11 protein-coding genes and 11 pseudogenes are annotated in these 23,004 nt (G+C 35.2%); 2 read left to right on the top strand and 20 right to left on the bottom strand.

Going from position 1 to position 23,004, the window contains the following annotated elements; genetic code table 11:
• Positions 1-25 precede the first annotated feature (25 nt).
• The 10 genes and pseudogenes from IGI96_RS17440 to IGI96_RS17485 form a co-directional block, all read right to left on the bottom strand.
• The gene (locus IGI96_RS17440) at positions 26-1,009 is read right to left on the bottom strand and encodes a sensor histidine kinase (protein WP_142974086.1); all 984 of its coding nucleotides are present in this window, start codon (positions 1,007-1,009) and stop codon (positions 26-28) included.
• Positions 1,002-1,694 carry a response regulator transcription factor gene (locus tag IGI96_RS17445; RefSeq protein ID WP_010749609.1) on the bottom strand — a complete coding sequence of 231 codons (693 nt, stop codon included), beginning with the start codon at positions 1,692-1,694 and terminating at the stop codon, positions 1,002-1,004. Before IGI96_RS17445 ends, IGI96_RS17440 begins: the two co-directional genes overlap by 8 nt.
• A 109-nt stretch (positions 1,695-1,803) precedes the next feature.
• Positions 1,804-2,634, bottom strand: coding sequence for a prenyltransferase (locus IGI96_RS17450; RefSeq protein ID WP_270288029.1), 831 nt, complete (start codon positions 2,632-2,634; stop codon positions 1,804-1,806).
• 331 nt (positions 2,635-2,965) lie between these two features.
• Positions 2,966-3,394: a VOC family protein gene (locus tag IGI96_RS17455; protein WP_008381416.1), complete on the bottom strand. Its 429-nt coding sequence runs from the start codon at positions 3,392-3,394 to the stop codon at positions 2,966-2,968.
• 74 nt (positions 3,395-3,468) lie between these two features.
• Positions 3,469-5,130 (bottom strand): phosphoenolpyruvate carboxykinase (ATP), encoded by a 1,662-nt coding sequence (locus tag IGI96_RS17460; RefSeq protein WP_270288030.1) that lies wholly within the window; start codon positions 5,128-5,130, stop codon positions 3,469-3,471.
• Between the two features lie 504 nt (positions 5,131-5,634).
• On the bottom strand, positions 5,635-7,317 hold the full coding sequence (locus IGI96_RS17465) for a recombinase family protein (protein WP_438785394.1): 1,683 nt from the start codon (positions 7,315-7,317) through the stop codon (positions 5,635-5,637).
• A gap of 55 nt (positions 7,318-7,372) precedes the next feature.
• Positions 7,373-7,519 (bottom strand): hypothetical protein, encoded by a 147-nt coding sequence (locus IGI96_RS17470; protein ID WP_438785395.1) that lies wholly within the window; start codon positions 7,517-7,519, stop codon positions 7,373-7,375.
• A 304-nt stretch (positions 7,520-7,823) separates the two neighbouring features.
• Positions 7,824-8,057 (bottom strand): helix-turn-helix domain-containing protein, encoded by a 234-nt coding sequence (locus IGI96_RS17475; RefSeq protein WP_438785396.1) that lies wholly within the window; start codon positions 8,055-8,057, stop codon positions 7,824-7,826.
• Complete coding sequence (locus IGI96_RS17480; RefSeq protein WP_438785397.1) at positions 8,054-8,467, bottom strand: RNA polymerase sigma factor; 414 nt, start codon at positions 8,465-8,467, stop codon at positions 8,054-8,056. Before IGI96_RS17480 ends, IGI96_RS17475 begins: the two co-directional genes overlap by 4 nt.
• Before the next feature lie 88 nt (positions 8,468-8,555).
• A pseudogene (locus IGI96_RS17485) lies at positions 8,556-8,648 on the bottom strand (transposase); the annotation flags it as partial.
• A 193-nt stretch (positions 8,649-8,841) separates the two neighbouring features.
• On the opposite strand from IGI96_RS17485, the gene IGI96_RS17490 reads away from it, so the two are divergent.
• Positions 8,842-10,004, top strand: a protein-coding gene (locus IGI96_RS17490; protein WP_438785398.1) for an IS3 family transposase whose coding sequence is annotated in 2 segments (ribosomal slippage) — positions 8,842-9,118 and positions 9,118-10,004 — 1,164 coding nt in all. Because the reading frame shifts where the segments join, the coding sequence is not laid out codon by codon here.
• A 329-nt stretch (positions 10,005-10,333) separates the two neighbouring features.
• Here IGI96_RS17490 and IGI96_RS17495 read toward each other — a convergent pair.
• A pseudogene (locus tag IGI96_RS17495) lies at positions 10,334-10,471 on the bottom strand (transposase); the annotation flags it as partial.
• A gap of 767 nt (positions 10,472-11,238) precedes the next feature.
• A complete protein-coding gene (locus tag IGI96_RS17500; protein WP_438785399.1) occupies positions 11,239-12,408 on the bottom strand; it encodes a YSIRK-targeted surface antigen transcriptional regulator in 1,170 nt (389 codons plus the stop codon).
• An 881-nt stretch (positions 12,409-13,289) separates the two neighbouring features.
• On the opposite strand from IGI96_RS17500, the pseudogene IGI96_RS17505 reads away from it, so the two are divergent.
• A pseudogene (locus tag IGI96_RS17505) lies at positions 13,290-13,810 on the top strand (transposase); the annotation flags it as partial.
• Between the two features lie 105 nt (positions 13,811-13,915).
• Here the strand turns inward: IGI96_RS17505 and tnpA (IGI96_RS17510) are convergent.
• From tnpA (IGI96_RS17510) to IGI96_RS17545, 8 pseudogenes are all read right to left on the bottom strand, one after another.
• Positions 13,916-14,296, bottom strand: a pseudogene (tnpA, locus tag IGI96_RS17510) (IS200/IS605 family transposase).
• A gap of 903 nt (positions 14,297-15,199) precedes the next feature.
• Positions 15,200-15,388 (bottom strand): annotated as a pseudogene (locus IGI96_RS17515) (CRISPR-associated endonuclease Cas1); the annotation flags it as partial.
• A gap of 1,191 nt (positions 15,389-16,579) precedes the next feature.
• Positions 16,580-17,032: pseudogene (gene tnpA / locus IGI96_RS17520) on the bottom strand (IS200/IS605 family transposase).
• 87 nt (positions 17,033-17,119) lie between these two features.
• Positions 17,120-17,992: pseudogene (locus IGI96_RS17525) on the bottom strand (ISL3 family transposase); the annotation flags it as partial.
• Positions 17,993-18,060: 68 nt separating this feature from the next.
• Positions 18,061-18,788, bottom strand: a pseudogene (gene istB / locus IGI96_RS17530) (IS21-like element helper ATPase IstB).
• A pseudogene (gene istA / locus IGI96_RS17535) lies at positions 18,785-20,195 on the bottom strand (IS21 family transposase). The pseudogenes istB and istA overlap by 4 nt, the downstream one beginning before the upstream one ends.
• A gap of 118 nt (positions 20,196-20,313) precedes the next feature.
• Positions 20,314-20,766: pseudogene (locus IGI96_RS17540) on the bottom strand (ISL3 family transposase); the annotation flags it as partial.
• Between the two features lie 304 nt (positions 20,767-21,070).
• A pseudogene (locus IGI96_RS17545) lies at positions 21,071-22,266 on the bottom strand (IS110 family transposase).
• Positions 22,267-23,004 lie beyond the last annotated feature (738 nt).

Consider the following 23,004-nt stretch of genomic DNA (forward strand, 5'->3'; position numbering starts at 1 on the left):
AACTTACAGTGTTGAAAGTTTGCGGCTATCCGTTATTTGTGGTGGGAAAATGAAGTGTGACGATGGTTCCCTGTCCTACTTCAGAATCAATCGCTAAACGGCAGCCGATTTTTTCAGCCGCTTGTTGACTCATATATAAGCCTAGGCCGCTCGCTCGTTGCTGAAAGCGACCATTTTGTCCCGTATATCCTTTCTCAAACACCCTTGGCAAGTCTTCCTTACGAATACCAATGCCGCTATCTTGAATCACTAAGGCATTGTCTTTAGTGAAAACGTTGATGCCACCAGTTTCGGTATACTTCAAGCTGTTGAAAAGAACCTGTTCAAAAATAAAAACGAGCCACTTTCGATCGGATGTCACCGTCAAATCCACCGCCATGTCCAGTTGCAGATTCTTTTTCGAGAAAAACAAGGCATACTTTTTGATCGTTTGACGAACGAGGGGCGCTAAAGCAATCGACTCAAAGACAAAATCTTCATTCGCTAAATTTTGTCGTAAATAATTCAACATCATTTGCAAGTAATCATTCACCTTAAATAATTCCGCTTTGACCTCCGTCGGTGACAACGAATCGCTTTGGACCAAAAGATCTAGCGCAGCTAGAGGCGTTTTGATTTGATGAAGCCATAGGCCGAAATCTTCATAAATTTCTTCATTTTTTAACGCTGCCTTGTAATCAGAAGTGGTTTTTTCTCTTGCCAATTGTTTAAGAAGGGCTTGGTATTCGTCTTCTAAACGATTTCGAGTGGCAGGCAAGAACGCCAACGCCGCTTCCGTCATACGTTCTTTTCTTAATAAATGCTGCAGCTGCTTTCTTTTTTGTGCGTAACGAAAATAATGAAAAAGGGAAAGTCCCCCTAAGATCACCCCTGAAAAGACCACATAGTCAATGAAGGGCTCCAACGAAAGGCTGTGGAGAAAGAATAGCCCAAATAGGCCCGCACTAAACAGCAGGTAAACGAGATAAAACTTTCCATAAAGAACGAAATATTCTTTCACGTTAGTCATAGGCGTGTTCCTTTTCTATCAAATACCCTTTATTCTTTACCGTCTGGATCAAATCGGATAGTTCGATCTGGCTTAATTTTTTTCGCAAGCGGGTCATATTGACCGCTAATGTGTTATTATCGATGAATTCTTCACTATTCCAGAGCATTTCAATGATGGTCTCTTTGGCTACGATCTTCCCTCGATGCTGCAAAAGCAAGGAAAGAATCCGAGCTTCATTTGGAGACAGTGGCAACTGTTCCCCCTGTTTTTTTAATACATTTTCTGTGGGATAAAAGGTTACTTGCCCTATCTCAAAGGTCAGCGCTTGTTGGTGGCTATACTGATAGCTGCGCCGCAGCAATGCTTGGATTTTTGCCAAAACGAAGGCTAAATCAAAGGGTTTTGTTAAATAATCATCTGCTCCCATGTTCATCGCCATGATCTGATTCATCTGTTGATCCATCGACGAAAGGAAAATGATCGGCACTTCTGACTTCTTGCGAATTTCTTGACACCAATGATACCCGTTGTAATAAGGCAGCGAAATATCTAAAAGAACGAGATCCGGTTTGATCTCATGAAACTCTTGCAAGATGCTAGCAAAATTCTTCGCGGAAACACATTCGTACCCCCATTGCTGCAAATATTCTGCTAGAACAGAGACGATTGTTGCATCATCTTCAACAAGATATATTTTTTGCATGTCTTTCTCCTCTCTGTTGATTAATCACTTGCTTCTTTACAGACAGTGTACCAGAAAAGAAAAAGAATCGTCTAGATGGGGGGAACCTTTCAAAGGGCTGTTTTTTTCCTCAATCCTCTGCCAATCGAGCAAGAATTTCTTGGTAACGCTGTGTGGCAAAGGGACTGATATGCCCTTTTTGGCAAAAATTCAGTTTCCCCAGTTTGGGTACGACCCGTTCTACGATGACATTGCCATTTTGAACTTTCGATTCAAACTGCTGCAAAGCCTCCAAAAATCGTGCGTCTTTTCTGGCAGAAGGATAAAAAGACAAGACATACAGATAATAAAAAAGATTGTATCCTCTAAAGGGATATTCTGTCTGCATAAATAATGTACCCATCCCATAATGACAGGGACTGATTGGCTGACGGATCTCCCAATGAGCAAGCAAAAATTCGCTTGATTGCTTAAGCGTTTCCATCTGTTTGCGATCATGAGTATATCGAAAAGCATCAAGGACCGTTAACGTCGTCATTGGCGTGGAAAAGTGGGTCTCAGGTCCGCGACCAAAACTATACTTATTGCACTTCCAGCCGCCATCTGCTTCCTGAGTAGCAAGAAAATAGTGAAAGGTCTGTTGCAGCCGCTGGTCCCTTGTGTAACCAAGAGCACACAGCGTTCGCAAAGCCAACGCCGTATGACATGGATAGATCCCTCCTGACGGAGAAATTTTAAATCTGCCGTCTTCTCTCCATCCTTGAAAGATTAATGCGGCTGTCTCTTTTAATAAGTTCTCCTCACGTGACATGCCAAGTTCAAGTAAATAAAGAGGACTTTCTAAGGTCGTAAAGGGTGCTCCTTTTAGTAATTTATGGTCTGGCGTCGACCATAAATCGGCGCCAAGATCATATTGACGGGAAATGATCGCTTCGATATCTTGCTGAACCGTCTGATCCATATTGTTCCTCCTCCATTTCTTAAGTGCCCTGCAATCAACGCAACAATCCTTATTGACCCACAATGCAACAGCTTCTAGAATGATAAAATCGACGTTTTTCAACACATGAGTTAGATTTTTGTATTCGAATTGTCCAAATAAATTTTAGGAACCAACGAGTTTTTCAGGATGGACGTACTTAAAACAAGAGTGTTCAGATTTTCCTGATGACAGGTTCTAAAAAAGTTTCTCTCTAAACTCGCCTGATTATGCTAGCCCCTTAATGAAAGATCACCTTAATAAGAACGCGCTCACGCAATAATTTAATGCCACACTCTTCTAGTTAAAGGAATCAGGCATAATGAAATAGTTCAAAACGAATGCCTTCTGGGCTTTCAAAGAATAAGGCATAGTAGTTAGGAGCGATGCGCTCTTTGTACTCCATTGGTCGATCGTGAAGGATCTTTACCCCTAAGGCTTTTATTTTGGGAAAGATCGCATCTACTACTTCGCGGCTTTCCGCCTTAAACGCCATGTGCTGAACCGAGCCAGGTTTTCTTGAATCGATTTTCTCCTTCTTCCATTCTTTTCGTGGGGAACAAATACCGAAATCAAATGAATCCCCTATATATTCTACTACTTCCATATCGGCATGTTCTAAATACCCAGAATATTTCTTCTGAAGGTCGAAACCTAATAGTGCAAATAATTGATCATAAAAACCTTCTGCTTTTTTTACATCATTGACTGTGATTTGGATATGGTGAAACTGAATGTTCATAATCGCTCCTTTCTGGCTAACAAAATAAGTGTTTCAGGAAGAAAAGCCGCTTGCGGAAGTTTGATTCAATGGGATTAGCCAGGAAGCTCATTTAATGTAGAAATCACATTTCCCATTGCCTTTGCTACCTCTTTAGGCAACTTATTATAGCCATCATTTTCTGTTTCTTGAGCCAAAATAAAGTCCAGCCGTCCTTGCATCCGCTCTCTTAAATGAGCAACATAGGAGGCATCTTGAAAATCGACTTCGAACCCTGTTACTGGCAGGTAACTCATTTCTGTGATTTCACCAAACCTCTTAAAATTGGCCTCGCCTTTCACAATTTTTTCAATCGATGTCAGCGTGACTTCAGGTGTGACCTTCTTGTCTTTGTAAAAGCCTGTATTTAGAATATAACAAGCCGTTTGGTTTTCTTTGAATAAGTTCATGAAATGGGCAAAATCTTCTTTTAAAGGATAGACTCTAAATGGATTGGCATAAGGCTCGATGACCAGTTTATCTATATCCGTGGTCTCGACAACATGTTCAGCTGTCGTGCGCTTCGTAGCTAAGGTCAAACCAAAAACAGCGGCTAAAATCGGATCGTCAATTTTTACTACAGGAGGTAGCGTGTCATCTTTCATGATCCAAAATACTGCATCGATCGGCGAATCTAAATGATCCACCCGGTTAGGTGTGACATACCGTGATTTGACGGTTCGACCATTCCCGTTACGAATATCTTGGGTGACGATGACCTTTTTTCCTTCCTCGTCTAAAGTAACCCCAACATTTTGACAGGTGATAAAGTAGCGGACATTTGGGTTGGTTAATGGATAGTCTTGCGTTTTATCAAAATAAGAAGGCTCCAGAGCAGTGGACGCACCATTTGTTTGATTAATCACAAATGCATCGTCATGAAGAACCTTGATATCATATTTGCCATCATGTTCCGCCAATGTGATGGTCGATTTTCCTGATCCTGAAAGACCAAAAGCAGCCATCGTAAATGTTCGATTCGGTAACTGATATTGCTTCATTCCCCCATGACACGCCACAAAGCCATGGCGATGCGCGGTAGCCCAAGCCAAAGTTAATGTCGCTTTTTTCAATTCACCAAAATAGTTTAAACCTAAGACTGCCGCAACATTGTGTTCAGGATCAAAAAGAGACAGTCCATAAGGAAAATCAGGATGAGACCAATCTGGATCAGCGTACAAAAAAATGTCCGTCTCTGGATATTCTTTGGAACGTTGGTACCTTTCTTCCCATGATTTCGTCATCAATTGAAAATTCAACAAATAAGAGTAAAAGTTGGTTTCATAGTGCTCTGGTATCAACAGGTGAGCTTTGACCATAAACGCTTCATCTAATCCTACAACAACTTCACCACCATAAAATTGCTTGCGGGTTCCTTGGTATAAGGCATCTCGCAAAAAGTCTTCATATAATTCTCGCTGGATTCCAGGATGCCCGATGATGCGTCGAGCTGCCGCTGTCCGTCCAACCACTTTTCCGTCATTAAACACGATGACTTTTGCATCCTCTGGTAGTCCTAACTCCTTGGTGTGTATTACCGGCATATCCGTAAGAATAGCGCCAGAAGATTCTTTTGCTAAGCGATAGGCCGTGGCTAGATCATGAATCCAAGTGACATTGTTCCCATAAAAAGCTGACTCTATCAACACTTTAAAACTCGACAAATGCGTATTCTGCGGTGTAATCTCTTTGTGTGAAAATGCACGAATCGTTGCCATGTGTAATCCCTCCTAACAAAAATTTTCTATTCACTACGTTTATTATAATACTTTCTAATCACCACACGCCATATTTTTATACACATTAACTATAAATTGCCGATAAACCATTTTGTTAAAGGATTGGGATGTCTGCATATTTGAAGCTTCACTGCTTTTTGCATTGATTTTTTCCCCGCTCATCAATAGTGAGAAAGAACAAAAAAACTGGCACAGAAAGAGTATCTTTCAGTTCCAGTTTCTGGTTTTATATTTCATCCATTCTAAACGTCACAATCGACGTAATTAGATAGACAGATGGGTTTTAGTTGCTTATTTCTCAATTGACTTGCTTTCTCTAATAACTTTGTTATCGTAAGATTTTATGACAATTACCATAAAAAGAATTCAAGATCAAAATTGCTAAAAAAAACTTGTTGTTTCTTAACGACGTTCTAACAACACGACACACTCCACATGTATCGTCACTATTATGTAAACACAAACAATTTCTTTTATCATTATCTAAATCTTTATTGGAATTAATATTTTTTTTCGACTATTTTTTCTATCTGGTTTAAATTTATTGCCGTCAGCACTATTATTTAACCCTGTTTTATAAACAAAGATCAAATTCATAGGATCTGGAATCCCGTTTTCATCATAACCTCCAACAATAACCTTTCCTACAATACTTTCAAAAACTTCTCTATCAAAGCTATTTAAAACTTCATTTTTTTCAAGTGTTTTTTTAAACTCTTTTAATCGATGTTTAATACTTTTCTCGTTTCTTGATTTCTCTTGCAAATTTCTATGTTTGTCGAGTAGAATTTCTTCTTTGTTAGTTAAACTTAAAAACTTAGCTTCATAGGTAGTTGAATCAAGAAAATCTTCGATTCTCATATCAACTAATTTGTATTTCTTCTTTTCAACATCTGCTATTTCTTTTTCCACCTCAATTAATTCCTTATTAACTGAACTAACTTTCAAAGTGTCCTCCATTGTTACTAAAAATTCAGCAAGTACATTTTTATTACTATCGCATAAAAATCTATAGCTCTCTAAAAAAGCTTTTTCAATCGCTGTTTCCGGAATTCCTTTACATTGAGGACAATATTTTTTACCTTTCTTAGTTGCAGTCACACATTGCCAAATAATTTTATTGTACTGAGATCCACTATGCCATGTTCTTCTACACAATGTTCCTTTACAAAAACCACATTCCAATAAACAACTAAAAGCGTATTTCCTGCTATACTTGTGCCTTTTTTTGTTTCCATGTTTATTATTTCTTCTATTCAAAATTTCTTGTGCTTTATCAAATAATTCCTCGCTAATAATTGGCTCGTGATGATTACGTATATAAAACTTATCCTCCTCACCTAAATTTTCTAATCGTCTTTTCGAAATAGGATCAACTGTAAAAGTTTTTCCTAATAACAAATCTCCTTTATACTTTTCATTTTTAATAATACCTAGAATAGTTGTAGGCATCCATGTTGAATTTCCAAGTCGGGTTTTGAACCCCTTTTCTTCAAGTTCTCTTCCTATAACACTTCCCCCAGCACCTTCAACATATCTTTTAAAAATATATCGCACAACTTTGGCTTCTTCTTCATTTACAGTTAAAGTCTTATTCTCAGGATGATAATCATATCCAAGACACCCTTGAAATCCTACAAGCTCCCCTCTTCTCATTTTCATTTTCAATCCCTTTTTTACATTTAATGATATATTTTCAACTTCCTGCTGTGCGACAGAGCTAAGAACAACTAATAATAGTTCTCCGTCCATAGTTAATGTATTAATTTTTTCATCTTCAAAGTAAACAGCAATATCTTTATCTTTTAATTTTCTAACATACTTTAAAGTATCTAATGTGTTGCGTGCAAATCGTGAAATAGATTTAGTAATAATCATATCTATCTCCCCATTCATGCAATCACGTATCATTTTTTGAAATTCCTCACGCTTAGCAATCTGCGTACCAGTAATCGCCTCATCTGCATAAATTCCTGCAAAAATCCAGTCTTTATTTTTCTTGATTAGGTCTGTATAATAAGTTTTTTGTGAAATATAACTACTTAATTGATCTTCACTATCAGTACTAACCCTACAGTAAGCAGCTACTCGTAATAACTCATCTACTTTTCCTCGTTTTATTCTTGACTTATCACGGTCGGCTTTTATTATCTTTACCTCTTTCATAATCTCCTCTCCCTTTTGTATTCCTATTTTTTAATCAAGAGAATTATACCATTTTTTAAGAAAATATATCTGCACAATAATTGTATTTTTCTGCTATTTTTTTCTTAGCTAATTCATATTCTTTCGTCGTAATTTGCTTTGCTATAAAAAGCTTCTTTAACATTGCAATTTGAATACTATAAATAATTATCTTTTCTTTCATACTTTGTCTCCTTTATACTTCAATTACCCTAAATAATTATTTTTTACTAAATATTCTATCAGTTGCTAGTGTCAGTAGCACATAGGAATTTCACCTCTCCCCAAGTTTACGGCGAGCTTTACAGAAGTATCATTATCTCATCTTCAAGTCATGGCATTTTACTGACAATAAAATATCCCTTTGATGTTACTCGCTTGTTTCTCGGATCATTGCGCATCTAGAGTTAGCTCGTTGAAGATGTAACGTACTGATAGAAGCTATGAAATTTTCAAAGAACGTTTTAAAAGGGAGGGATTTTTTTAAATTAGTTAATTTTAAATTTCAGAATTGCTTCCATCAATTTAGTTTCTATATGACGTATAAGAAAGTCATCGACAGGAGTTATCAACTGAATATCTCTTTCAAAATTTGTAAAACAAAGCTTTATAATATAACTCCTGTAATGTCTGACTACAATTTTTATAGAATATGGATCTTGATTAATAGCATTAAGTATAATATGGTACGGTATCAATTTATAAACAGATTTTATTTTCATAATTTACTATATTCCTTTCTTAGTTCTTTAACTGCTTGCATTCTTTGATACCAAATCCCACTAGTACTCATGTGGAAAATTTTTCCAATCTCTTCGTCATTAAATCCAATAAAATAAAACAAAAGAATTATTTCCTTTTTTTTCTCCTCTAAATTGTCTATCGCTATAGATAATTTTATATCCAACACATTAATCTTTATTCCCAATGCTTCGCACGTATAAGCTTCTGATTGAGTTGAAAAGTTTTGTGAATTTAAAAAAATTTGAGTTTGTTCTAAATCATATCTTTTTTTATTCTCCAGCATTCTTTTCGATCTTTTTCTAATTGTTTTTACTTCATTACATATAACTTTTTTACAAAAATAATCAAACTTTTGTTGGATAGCTATTTCAAAATTTTTTTTATCCATGACAATATCTCCTATTTTCCCCTCCCATTAATATAACAACTCCAAACAACTTTTTTTTCGAAAAAATAAAAAATTATGTAGTTCTATTTGCTCGAAAGTTGTGGAAATTTCCATAGCTGTAGGCTACTCGTTTTATCACTTTTGTTATGTTGTTTGTTCCTTCTAATGCACCATTACTATACCTGGTTTATATAGCATATTGAATTCCACATTTGTATTTATTTAAAAAGGTCAACTTCTTAAAAATCATTGTGGGAGGCGTTGTTCTAAGTTGTAGATCATATCGAAAAAGGTTTGGCTGGATAGGCTACAATTAACTAGACAGAAAAATTAAGGTGTGTAGACTAGAAGAAAACATACCAGGAGGAATTTTTATGTCTAAGAGAACACGAAGAACTTTTTCACAAGAATTCAAGCAACAAATCGTCAATCTTTACTTAGCTGGAAAGCCACGTGTAGAAATCATTCGAGAATATGAACTAACGGCTTCAGCATTTGACAAATGGGTAAAGCAATCTAAAACGAGTGGTTCATTCAAAGGAAAAGATAATCTTACGCCTGAACAAAAAGAATTGTTAGAACTACGTAAAAGAAACCAGCAATTAGAAATGGAAAATGATATTTTAAAGCAAGCAGCGCTGATATTCGGACGAAGAGACAAGTAATCGATGCGAATAAGCATCTTTACCCTATATCAGCGATGTGCAGAATATTAGGTCTATCACGTCAGTCCTATTATTATCAATCAAAACCAAAGAAAGACGAATCAGAACTTGAAGAAGTAGTCGCTGAAGAATTTATCCGCAGCCGAAAGGCCTACGGCTCAAGAAAAATAAAAAAAGCCTTATCAAAACGAGGCATTCGGATCAGCCGACGAAAAATTAGTAGAATCATGAAAAATAGAGGATTAAAATCGAGCTATACTGTTGCTTATTTTAAAGTACATCATTCTACTTGCAATGAAGCCAAAACGACAAACGTATTGAATCGTAAATTCTTAAGAGACAACCCATTAGAAGCGATCGTAACAGACTTGACTTATGTACGAGTCGGGAAAAAATGGAATTATATCTGTTTCATTTTGGATCTGTTCAATCGAGAAATTCTCGGCTATTCTTGTGGAGAACATAAAGATGCCATTCTAGTAAAAAAAGCATTTAGCCGTATCAAACAACCTCTGACAGAGGTTGAGATTTTTCATACTGATCGTGGAAAAGAGTTTGATAACCAAGCTATTGATGAATTATTAACAACTTTTGACATCAATCGATCATTGAGTCATAAAGGCTGTCCTTTTGATAATGCCGTAGCTGAATCAACTTATAAGTCGTTGAAAGTAGAATTTGTCTATCAATACACATTTGAAACCTTACAACAATTGGATTTGGAGTTATTTGACTATGTCAATTGGTGGAACCACCTTCGGTTGCACGGTACACTTGGCTACGAGACACCGGTTGGTTACCGTAACCAGAGATTGGCGCAGCGAATCCTTGATAATGAGCTCGGATGTGCTAACGCTAGCGAGGCAGTCTAACTTTAACTGTTAGCTCCTGCCGAAGATCGTCACATCCGAGGAGGCTCATTGTCAAGGACAATCGGAATAGCATACGGAAGGAAGTTCTGCACCTTATAAAATTTGTCAAAAAAACTGTTGCCATTCCAGGCTGTCTTTTGTTCAAAGTGATAAAGAAGGGGCTGCCAGGTCTCGTAAGCCCTGATTAATTGCTCGTAGCAACTCGAAAACTCATCGACGATTGCTATTTGTGGCATTGATTTGCGAACGGATTGATCATATTGATCATGGTAACGATCTAGATTATAGGTATGCTTAAGAAGTAATTTCCAGAATCACTTCATTCATAACTAATGTAACGCAAGAGTAATCTGTTGGACAATGTGAAAGCGATCGGTCATTCTTTTGACTTTTGGGAAGACCGCCTTTACAAGTTCAGAATAAAGGATATTCATATCCATTACGACGTATTTCACGTTCGCTCGTGCTTTTCGAGTGAAATTAAGGAACTATAGTTTTAAGAAAGCAAGACGAGGATTCTCCAATACACCGATTAATTGCTCGGTCTGCCCATTCATAAAGGCAAAACTCATTTTTCCGCTGCAGAACTGAAGAGAACCTACCAAAATGAGGATGATACGTTTTTAAACAAGTGTGCAGGATGGTTACATCAAAGAAAAAATAGCGATCGCAATTTCTTTTCTTGTTGTATTCTTCGCCAGTTCCAAGATAATTTGAGCTTTTAATTTCTTTGAAAGATAGCAGTTTTCATCCGACAAATTTTTCTGAAAAAGCGTGTTCGTACCAAGCGTAACCCTTTTTTATCGTTCGATAAGGTAAAAGTTGGACTTTTGTTTTATGTGAGGCATTATTGATAATTGACCTTTATTTTTGACACCATTTTTACGGCAATAACTTGATATACAGCTAATCTTGCAAGGATAAGGTGCATGAGGATTAGAATCTTTTGATCAATCAATTAATCAATGTAAAATAACAAAAAAATCTGAGCCAGAATGTGGTTCATTCTGACCCAGACTTGATTTTGCACAACTCATCATTCCTTATTGACAAAGAGCCGTTTTTTATCGCTAAAACTATTTCGTCCACGCGTAGAAGGGCACGTTTTTTTTTGTTTCGTACGCTACGCGAACGAAACTGACACCTTATTATTTTATAACTTTCAAAGTACATTTTATACATTCTAATCTTAATGTGATATAAAATAATATAAAACTTTAATCTAGAAAGTATTTCAAAGAAGTCCTAACTCTGAAGTTCCAAAATGCATCTGTTTAGTAAATTGTTTTGGGGTAATTCCCACTTCTTTTTTAAATACTCTAACGAAATGAGGTAAGTCAAAAAAATGAAGATTTGTGGCTATTTGATATGGTGGCATACCTGATAGCAGTAACATTTTAGCTTCAATTATTTTTTGCTTTTTTACATAAGAAGAAATATTTGTACCAACTTCATCTTTAAACTTCCTTCTTAAACTGCTTTCAGAAAAATAAAAATACTTAGCTATATCAGATATTACCAAATCATCATAAATATGGATATGAATGTATTGAAGTACTTGTTTAATTAGCTGAGAGTAATGAGAACTTACAACCTCGTGTAATTCTTCTGTAAAATGAACCACCGCACTATCACGACATTTAAGAACATCTATGATATTTTCTGCACTTTCTATTTGAGTCAAATAGAGGTTTCTGATATAAAGACTTTTCATAATATCTAAGCCTAATTGAATTGTAAAATTGGATAATTTCTCAATTATTATTATTGTATAATTTTTTTCGTACCTCACAGAATATTCAGTTGGTACAGGAATAATATTTGAATTCATTTCAGATATCCCTCTTTTTAATACTTCTAAATTACCTTGAGCTATCAAAGCTAAGATTTTATGCTCATAAAAATACACTTCTCTTATATTATTATAAACATCTAAATTGTTGTTTAATATTCTACTTTTTAAAATCACACTATTAGACTTAACATTATCTTTTACAATCTTTAAGTATTCTTCTTGCAAATCAATATCAAATAAAAAACCGATCAATATAAGCAACTCAGGAATTTCATCAGAATAATAATTAGGAATTTCATTAATATATTCGTGGAATTCTGCTTCAGAAGAAAGATCCCCAGCTTGAAAAGGTTGAATTTTAATAGGACCTAAAATAAGATGATTATCATTTAACTTCAAAGTAATAAATAATTCATTGCAAGATCCATACTGAAAATCTATAGTGTCAATATTTTTAACTTTTTTTAAAAAGTTGTTAGTTATGTTTTGTAGCGAATGAAAATCGTATTTAATAAGCAATATATCATTTTTTTCATATACACTAATGGGTATTTTAGTACTTACATGTAGACTTTTTAATTTTTTTTTCAAGTTTGAAGTTATAGTCATGTGAATCACCCTCTATTAAATATAAATAAGATATTTATGTATCGTTATTTTATCACGATTCACAATTGAAATCTATTAAAGAAATAAACACAATTTTAATATGTAAAATAACATAACTAATTATTAATGGAATTCCAAAGCAGTAAAATTTTATGTAACAAATTTTTCCGTCACTGTTATTATTAATTAATAATACTCGTATACTACCTATTACTTTACTTAACCTGAATATTTTAAGGGATTGTACCAATAACTTTTCATCAAAAAAGATTATTGATTACAGATGTCTTCACACACAGTAAAATCTCTTATTTTTCAAACTCTTTCCATAATTCCTACAGCTCTTGATTTTATCAAAGCAAATGATTTATCATTTCCGTCAGGGAATTGATGCTAGCCTTGATATTTCATTCATAAGGATTATTCTACACAAAATACGTACATTATCAAATCACGAGAACTATTTTTCTGTCTTTGCATTTTAATTTTGAACGAATTTTACTTGATGATATTTATTTGCTTATCTTAATAAGTTCACTTTAATATATATCTACTATCTATTTTAGTTTTAACTCATAAAATTAGACTAAGGTACATTAGAAATTTTTTTTATAATTTCTATGAAAAATAATATTTTTTGCATTTAAAAATTCAACATAGACAAAATCGTTTTTTCTGATACTTTCTGTACTCAAATTGTTCAGAAAATCAGTATGTTAATTTATTCCTTTTTCATGCAAATATGCTATTTTCCTTTTTTCTTTGCTAGTTTTTAAATTCAAAAAAATCCTGACAGCATTATTATTAATTCACTCTTTTATACTTTTCAAAAAATATATATTTACTAAGAAAGGTACCATTATAAAAAATATCAGGTGACATTCTATGAGATGCGTATCCGTGAAATGAATGTACTTCGTAAAGCAGGAAAGAAAAACTGAAAAAGAACTGGCGCTTTTTGCTAAAAAATCGTGCAAACATCAACCATTATGAATACAAAACATGGAAAAGTTTCTGAGCACCAAAATACCCATTTCTTACTGAAGCAATGATGATTGATCGATTGCTTGAGTTTTCTCCGCCCCTAAAGGAGGCGTATCCCTTTTTTCATGAATTAGTTGAAGCCTTTCGAGACAAAGACCCTGACTTATTTTTCTCCTTATTGGCAGAACTTCCCGAAACGTTAGATGACAGCTTTCGGGAGAAGCTTCAAAACCTTCTGACCCATGAAGAAGGCATCACCAACGCAATGATCGATCCTTATTCCAATGGAAAAATAGAAGCGAAGAATACCCACATAAAGACAATGAAACGAGTATTCTACGGATTTAAATCATTCGAGAACATGAGAATTAGAATCTTTTTGATCAATCAATTAATTAAAGTAAATATCCGCCCTTGAAACGGGTGGCTTTTTAACAGCCCTAGAAGGCCTCACCACTCGCTAGCCCCTTAAAAGGGGCTTTTTAAATGACCACCAACCGCTCACTGCCCTATCTCTCTTTAACTATTTAAATGAATCTACATACTCTTGTTTACTTATACTATCTCTTATTCGATCATCTGCTTCTTGTTCTCGAATATATTTTTCAATTGTTTTTTGATTTAACCCAACCATACTCACGTAGTATCCTTTGGACCAAAAGCTTTTATTCCCATAGTTATATTTCAAATTCGCATGTTTTTCATGGATTAAGGTTGCACTTCGTCCTTTTAAGTAGCCCATAAAACTAGAAATACGAATCTTTGGCGGTATTCTTACTAGCAGTTGAATATGGTCAGGCATTGCATGCGCTTCAATGATTTCAACAGCTTCCATCTCACACAATTTTCTTACTATCTGACCAATCATAAATCACTTTTCTTCGATACTTCGGAGTGAAACTATGTGAACCTTACAATTTCGTCCACGCGTAGAAACGCGCGTTTTTTTGTTTCGTACGCTACGCGAACGAAACTGACTAAAGTCAATAACAAAAAATCTGAGCCAGAATGTGGTTCATTCTGGCTCAGATTTGATTTTGCACAACTCATCAGTTCTTATTGACAAAGAGCCTAAATTTTCAGTCCTATCTCTCTACCAACACTAAATATCTAAGAACCGATAACTTTAGCGATAATAATTTTGCTTATACAAGATGAGAGATGTTGAAATCATCTAGTCTCGCAAGATGACTGATTATATTCCATGTTGTTTAAAATACAACCGAAAATCAGCATATCCATTTATATGTGCTATTTAAGAAGACGAAACACAGCCTTAATTCATAAAAAATACAAATTTAAACTATAAGTATAGAAATAAAATCTTTGGCTCAAAAATTATGTGAGTAATGATGGATAAAAAAACCAATTGAAAACTATATCCGGAAATAAGAGCAAATTAGACCATTTAATTAATTGCAATGAAATAAGAATGTAACAAGTATTACCTCAAAAGGACAACCTTCCCCAAAGTTGTCCCCATACATAATAAAGAGTGATACACTTTATATAAAACTATCCTACTTCCTATCATCTATATATTTCAAGATGACTTCCAACATTTAAACATATTTTACAACAATTAACCATATATGGGTTTCATCATTTAGCAACTCAATACATACAAATGCATATTTTTATTTCTCCTTTGACTTAAGATCTATTTCTTGCACCTTTAAAAGTCTTAATATATCATAAGATAAAATGCCTATAACACTTCTTTTTTGATTCAAACGATTATTAATTATTGCTTATATATATCTTTATCTTAACATTGTACATTAATTAATAATTAAATTTAAAAAAATTAATCCGCATAAAAACGACAATAGGAATTTAATCCTCCTGTCTCTAAAGCAGCTACACAATCCTTTGTTAATAATGTATAAGCTAATGTTAATAGAGCATTCACATTATCCAGCGGCGATCGAAAGTTTCTGCCAGATAAGCCCAAATAAAAAAAATAACGTTTTGCAACCTGACCTTCAATAGCACATAGAGTATCTAATTATTCTTCACATATCTCTTTTTTCCGACGTGTTATAATTCTTTTTGAGATATCAAAGATCATCCTTTTTTGTTGAAAATATATCAATTTCCAAAAAAATTCACCAATATTCAAGTAATATCTGTCAAAAACAGCATATTTCATAGTAATTCTAAGCAAAATTCCCACTTTTCAACTATTATTACCTATTTTTGAGTATTGATTCACAAAAAAACACAACAATGAGCCATAACGATATTTCCAATTTCACCATTCTGATACCCAGCTAACTAGATTTTTTTATTCATAATCATATTTGATCACTTCATAAAACCTACATAATTAGATCTCGATCTATCTTTGCATATTCATTTCACCCATTCTCGGCTTTGTATTTATCAAAGTACAGATTACACGTCCAGATTTTTTATTAAATACTTTTTAGGATATCTTTTCTTCTTTCTCTTTGTTTTAAAATCTACATATGAAATAATCGAATCAAAGAAAACCCTTTTTTGAAAAAGGAAATATATTAATTAAAGCGACTTTTCTTTGTAAATTCCCACCAAATCAGATAAATAAAATTGACAACCAGCGTTATTTATTTTATTATAAAGTTTAAAGGCTTAAACTATTCAAAAAACCCTTTATTAACTTTTGGATACTTACAATATATAAACATAATCATTCATCAAGTCTTGAACGTTTAGCCTTTTAGGACCTTCTACACTCAATCGGGAGCTCTCTTTGTAGAAGGTTCCTTTTTATACTATTTCCCCAAAAATAAACCTATCTGATTAAGCTCCAATTATAACACTTAATAATTCTTACTTTTTTATTATATAGGCACATGAAACAAACTCCTCGATATTCTTATAAGATCATTACTGTTTGTTGCTAAAGTTCTATGGTATAAAATCAGAAATTCACTTAGATCTCTCAGGACTAAAAATTGATTAACAATCGTTTTTATTTAGAATAACTCTTAGACATTTAGTGTTGGTAGAGAAAAATAAAACTGAATTTCAATTTCAAGATTTAGCGGCTCTTTGTCAATAAGTACTGATGAGTTGCGCACAGTAAATATCCACCCGTGAAACGGGTGGATATTTAACAGCCCTTCTAGGGTTGGCCACTCACTTGCCCTGTAAAAGTTTTTTTTAACGACCACCAACCGCTCACTGCCCTATCTCTCTTTAACTATTTAAATGAATCTACATACTCTTGTTTACTTATACTATCTCTTATTCGATCATCTGCTTCTTGTTCTCGAATATATTTTTCAATTGTTTTTTGATTTAACCCAACCATACTCACGTAGTATCCTTTGGACCAAAAGCTTTTATTCCCATAGTTATATTTCAAATTCGCATGTTTTTCATGGATTAAGGTTGCACTTCGTCCTTTTAAGTAGCCCATAAAACTAGAAATACGAATCTTTGGCGGTATTCTTACTAACAGTTGAATATGGTCAGGCATTGCATGCGCTTCAATGATTTCAACAGCTTTCATCTCACACAATTTTCTTACTACCTGACCAATACTTACTCATAACTTTCCATAAATCACTTTTCGTCGATACTTCGGGGTGAAGACTATGTGAACCCTACAATTCCATCTTGTATGTGCTAAACTTTTATCGTCATTAGACATAAAAAGGCTCTTTGTCAATAAGGACTGATGAGTTGTGCAAAATCAAATCTGGGTCAGAATGAACCACATTCTGGCTCAGATTTTTTGTTATCTTACTTTAATTAATTGATTGATCAAAAAGATTCTAATTCTCATGTTCTCGAATGATTTAAATCCGTAGAATACTCGTTTCATTGTCTTTATGTGGGTATTCTTCGCTTCTATTTTTCCATTGGAATAAGGATCGATCATTGCGTTGGTGATGCCTTCTTCATGGGTCAGAAGGTTTTGAAGCTTCTCCCGAAAGCTGTCATCTAACGTTTCGGGAAGTTCTGCCAATAAGGAGAAAAATAAGTCAGGGTCTTTGTCTCGAAAGGCTTCAACTAATTCATGAAAAAAGGGATACGCCTCCTTTAGGGGCGGAGAAAACTCAAGCAATCGATCAATCATCATTGCTTCAGTAAGAAATGGGTATTTTGGTGCTCGGAAACTTTTCCATGTTTTGTATTCATAATGGTTGATGTTTGCACGATTTTTTAGCAAAAAGCGCCAGTTCTTTTTCAGTTTTTCTGCCTGGCTTTTCTGTCCGGCTTTACGAAGTTCATTCATTTCACGGATACGTAACTCATTGAACGCTTGATTCATGTGTTTGACAATATGAAACCGATCAATCACTACTTTCGCATTTGGCAGAACACGTTTGGTGAGCTGGAAGTAGGCGGCGTTCATGTCTGTCACCAAGAATTCTACTTCTTCCGGATTGGTACAACCTAAGAAATAGCTTGTTAATCGGGGGAATTTACGCGTAGGCAAAACATCTATTGATTTTCCTGTTTCGCCACCTGCGCAAATAAGGCTCATTTTATCTTCTATGGAAGCATGCGAACGAAATTCATCAACCATCACTACTCTGGGGAGAATCTTCTTAGATTGTTTTGGTAAATAGCTTTTAAACTCTTTCAATGTACGAATAACCTGTGTTGTGCAATAGCTTTTTACAAAAAAATGCAGCCGAAAGTGCAGAGTTTTGCTGCAACTAGTTTTTTCCTTCAATATGATTTAGATAATGAATTTTTCAACCTGAAACTTTCGCCTTTAAAGCTGATAATGTGAGCGTGATGGATTAGCCGATCAACGAGAGCAGCTGTTAAGCGAGAATCCATAAACACTCGATTCCATTGACTGAATTCTAAATTAGAGGTAATAATAATGCTCTTTTGCTCATACCAATCTGAAATCAGTTGAAAGAGCAGTTCAGCTCCTTCTTTCGTCAATGGTAAGTACCCCATTTCATCAAGAATAATTAATTCTGTTGTTTCGAATCGCTTCTTGAAACTGGCTAGCTGTTGTTTTTTTAAGGCACTCTCTAATTGTTCAACGAGATTGTTTACTCGGAAAAATTTGGTTGAAACACCTTCACTACAGGCTTTTCTCCCTAATGCGATCGCTAGATGCGTTTTCCCTGTACCAGGAGAGCCAACACAAACAATGTTTTCTTGCCTTTTTAGAAAATCAAGAGAGACAAGGGTCGCCTTATCTAGATGGGCTGGTAGAAAAATATCTTCGTGCCATTCATAGTTCTTTAGCGATTTTGGTACAGGAAATTTGGCTAATTTTTCCATCCGTTCTAATTTGATCTGCTGTCTGGTCTCAAGCTCTAAACGGAATAAATCGGTAATAATTGTTCTGGAGCTTCGAAAGAAGCTCTTGGTAAGTTCGTGATGATATGGCTTAATCGAAGCTTTTTGCAATAATCTTCTAGCGTCTGTCCAGTCATTTTTGCACGCCTCCTGATTTTGTTAATGCATCATAGTTTGACCAATTCACATCAAAGTCAGAGGGGGCATCTTCTTGAACAACTAATTCGTAAAATTGTTCATTAATTTGTTGGATATCATAGGTCGCTAATAAACTTAGTAATTGTTTTATCCGTCTGTATTTAAGGTGATTATTATCAATTGCTAGATAATTTTGAAGGCGTGCAGGCAAGTACTTCCAATACCTCGAATAACTAACGACATTCAATTTATTACTCCATTGTTTCAAGATATCACTCCATGGGATCAATCGTTTTTTGTTCATATAGGGGCGATATTCGTTCATTAAGAGGTCTCCATGAGGCGTAAGAACTTTAAATTTATTCCAAGTCAAAACAACGGTCAATTGAGAATATCCATATGCTTTAGGAATATGAATAACCGTTTGATCCAATTTCATTTCGTGATAACGATTTAGTTTAGCTTCTACTTCTTTAAAAATTGGGTAATCCTCTTGGGGAAGAGAATGTAACGCCTTGTTTTCTTTCTTCCACAAATCTTCGATTAATTGATGTTTCGAATAATGCGTCCTTTTTCGATCTGTTTTCAATTGTTCTTCAAGTCAAGTATTTAGGGACTCAAAAGAGTCCATGATTGGCGAAGTCGAGAAGAAATTGTATCGGACATAACCCACTTTATTTTCGACATGTCCTTTTTCATGCCCACTACGTGGGTTACAGACTTGAACATCACAACCATAATGAATGGTGAAACGTAAGAATTCATCGGTTAGTTGTGCTTCTTCAAATTTTGATTTTGTTTTTTTCACCGCTGGAGTTAAGTTATCTATTCTGATCTTTTTTGGAACACCGCCGCATTGATCAAATAGTTGCTTTAATGCTTCCAGGAAACACTCTTGGTTTTGAGCTGGCATGGCACTTGCGAACGTCGCATTACTATAGGGAAATGACATGATAAGAAGTTGTATGTCTTTCATGTGATCTTCGTGCATGACTTCCATTGTTCCAAAAATCGACCTGTGCTTCTCCGATCGGATGATCAAGGCGATCGACAGCTTTGTAATTCGTTTCGTCGTACCGCTGTTTTTTCCATTGAGAAATATAGACGCAAACTGTTCGATAGGAGCCAGGGAAACCCAAAGGTTTCAATTGTTCATAGATAGCTTTGGCAGTTCTACGGAGTTTTCTACGTAAGCGTAGGTCTTCTTCTAGCCAACTACCGATAATTTCTCCCCAGCCATCATCCATCATGGATTTATTTTTTCGAGTAGGATCCGTAATGAATAGCTGATCACTGTCGGCGTATTTTTTCGCTGTTCGCCAATTGATATTCATTGCTTTTCTTATCTGATCAATTGACTGATCACGATTATTTCTCAAATGTTTTATCGTTTTAATATCATCCAAAGTTAACAACCTTTCTGTACCTCCATCACTAAGTCACTAAAACTTATGATGGAAGGAAACTAGTTCGCAGTCAAACTGCTGCATAGTTGTGTACTTTCGGCTGCATTAGTGTGTAGTTAAATTCTGCCACAAACAAATAACCGGTGGTCAAAGATACCTGACAGCTTTTCGCAATAAAAGATAAAGATACTTTTTCAGTCAGTAAAGAAGCAATTTTATATCTCACATGATCTGCGATTGAATGTCTGGGTTGGACAAAATAACTTTGAGTCGTCCAATGGGTTCGGCAGTTTTTACAGGTATAGCGCTGCTTTTTTAGGCGCATAACCAAAGGCATATGATTGTATTGTTCAAAACGGACAATCGTTTCCTTCTTCCCATTTTTCACTATAATTGCTTTCCCGTTTCTATCTACCACAGTAGAACCACAACTTCTACAAGCACGCGGAGCAGGCGAGAGAACAGCATCGACGACCAACGTCTTTTTCTTCTGAAGGGTCTCGTAAGAGACCTCTGTAATCATCAAATCTTTCTCTATTATTCTCAGCATTTTTTTGGTAGAATCATTCATATAGCATATCGTCCTCTCAGTTGTTTATTTTGTGGTGATTTAATCATACTAGAGAACGATATGTTTTTTAATACCTAAAATGAAAATGGGGCTGAAGAATCAATTCTGATTCATCAGTCCCATAAATTATAGAGCCCATAAAAAAACTCCTTTCGATCTGATATGCGGTTGGTAGCCACTATTAGTATATCGAAAGACAAACTATATTAAGTCAAGCACAAAATGAAAAGTTTGAATAACGTAGTTTTGACATTATTTGAAGGCATGACAAAGAACCCTTAGGCAAAGGGGATTTTTGAAAAGATCAGTTAACAATCATTTTCTGCTCCTCATAAGGCTTATTATCTTTCAGTAGTTGATAAATGATTCGTACCAGTTTTCGAACAACATGACTGATTGCGACATTGTAGTGTTTTCCTTCTGCTAGTTTTTTCTGGAAATAGACACGCATAGACGGAGACCAAATAGACATGAGTCTGGCGGCTTCATGCAATGCCCAGCGAAGTTGAGAGGAACCTCGTTTGACCATTCGACCAGTTTCAGTCTGATTCATTCCAGACGTAGAGATGGAAGGTTCTGCGCCTGCATAGGCAAGCAATTGATTCGGCGATCGGAAATTATTAATATCTCGAATTTCGGCGAGAATGACACTCCCTAATTTAAAACCAATGCCAGGAATCGTTAAAATAGGTGAATCGATTTCACTCATTAATCGAGCAACTTCCTTCTCGGCTTTTGTCTCTCATAGTTGTAAGGTACTGAATGGCATCAATAGTTTGAAGGAGTTCAAAATTCTAACGCTGGCGACTCTTGACCAATAGAGGTTTGCGCGAGTGCTTTGAGCTTGACGGCCTGTTCTTTTCCAAAGTGACCTTTTGAGTGCGTTGAAATGAGATTGGTCAACTTCGTTAAGTGTGCATTTCCTAATTTTCTAGCAGAGGGGTATTCTTTTAAGATTGCGTACACATAGGATTGGTACTTCGCAGAAGAAGAACCCAAAGAAGGTGCTAATTCTGAAAGAGAATATCTAAAATGCGTGTGTAGTTCACTTTTTCGAGTACAGTCCTCTCTTAATCTAGCTGTGTGTCTGGTTAAATATTTCAGCTCAATCATTGAGGGGTTCGCACTAAATGATTGTTTATCAAGATCTGCTCGTAATTTACGAGCGATCGTCATGGCGTCTTTTTTATCGGTTTTGGTTTTTCGTAAGCTTTGATTTTTGGCAAATTCTTTAATTAAGTATGGATTATAGCTATAAGTTGGGTACCCTTGCGTCCGAAGGAAGCATAAGATATTAAAGCAATAATGACCGGTATCTTCTAAGGCGATTTGAATCTCTTCGCCGGTTGTTTTCTGCAAATTGGCAAGCGTCATTTGAAGCTTCGTAAAGCCTTCACGATTATTTTCAATCTGAAGATGACGGATAAAAACCGTTCCTTCAGTATCAATGATCGCTAAGTCATGTTTGTGCTTGGCAATATCTATTCCAACGTACAACATAAGGACCACTCCTGACAGATAAAATTTACGCTATGCTCCACTTACTCTTTGCCTATGTAACCTTGTGATCAATCAAGCGTCACGAACAGATGTCATGCGCTAACAAACTTATTAACAATGTGACAAAGAGCTGTGGCCAGAGCCTTTCGACAACAGTATTCCAAAGGAATCTGGTGGAGGTTATACTAGTCCATAGCGTCTAGCTCAATTATAGACAAAATAACAGCTAGTTAAAACGGAATAGCTGATTAATTGAGTATCTTAAATATACAAGGAGTTTTTTATCGCTAAAGCTATTTCGTCCACGCGTAGAAACGCGCGGTTTTTTTGTTTCGTACGCTACGCGAACGAAACTGACTAAAATCAATAAACAAAAAATCTGAGCCAGAATGAGGTTCATTCTGACTCAAATTTGATTTTGCACAACTCATCAGTCCCTATTGACGAGCCCTAAACTTATAGTTGTATCTCTCTACCAATCTTAATGTCAAAGTGCCAGAAAAACACCATTTTTCTTGTCTACCTTTTCTTACATTTTACTGTCTGAATTCACATCGGAGATCTACTTTCATTAATATATTTTTGGATATCGTGACTACGGGTATATAAAAGTAAAATAGAAATATCCTATTCATTTATAAGATAAGTAAGCTAAATCATGTACAGAAAAGAAGACATCTAATCACAAAATTGTAAAAACATCAAAAAACCCTCCCTATACTGATGTTATAAAATTAA

The organism is Enterococcus sp. DIV0421 (genome assembly GCF_051713745.1).
Classification (GTDB): domain Bacteria; phylum Bacillota; class Bacilli; order Lactobacillales; family Enterococcaceae; genus Enterococcus_D; species Enterococcus_D casseliflavus.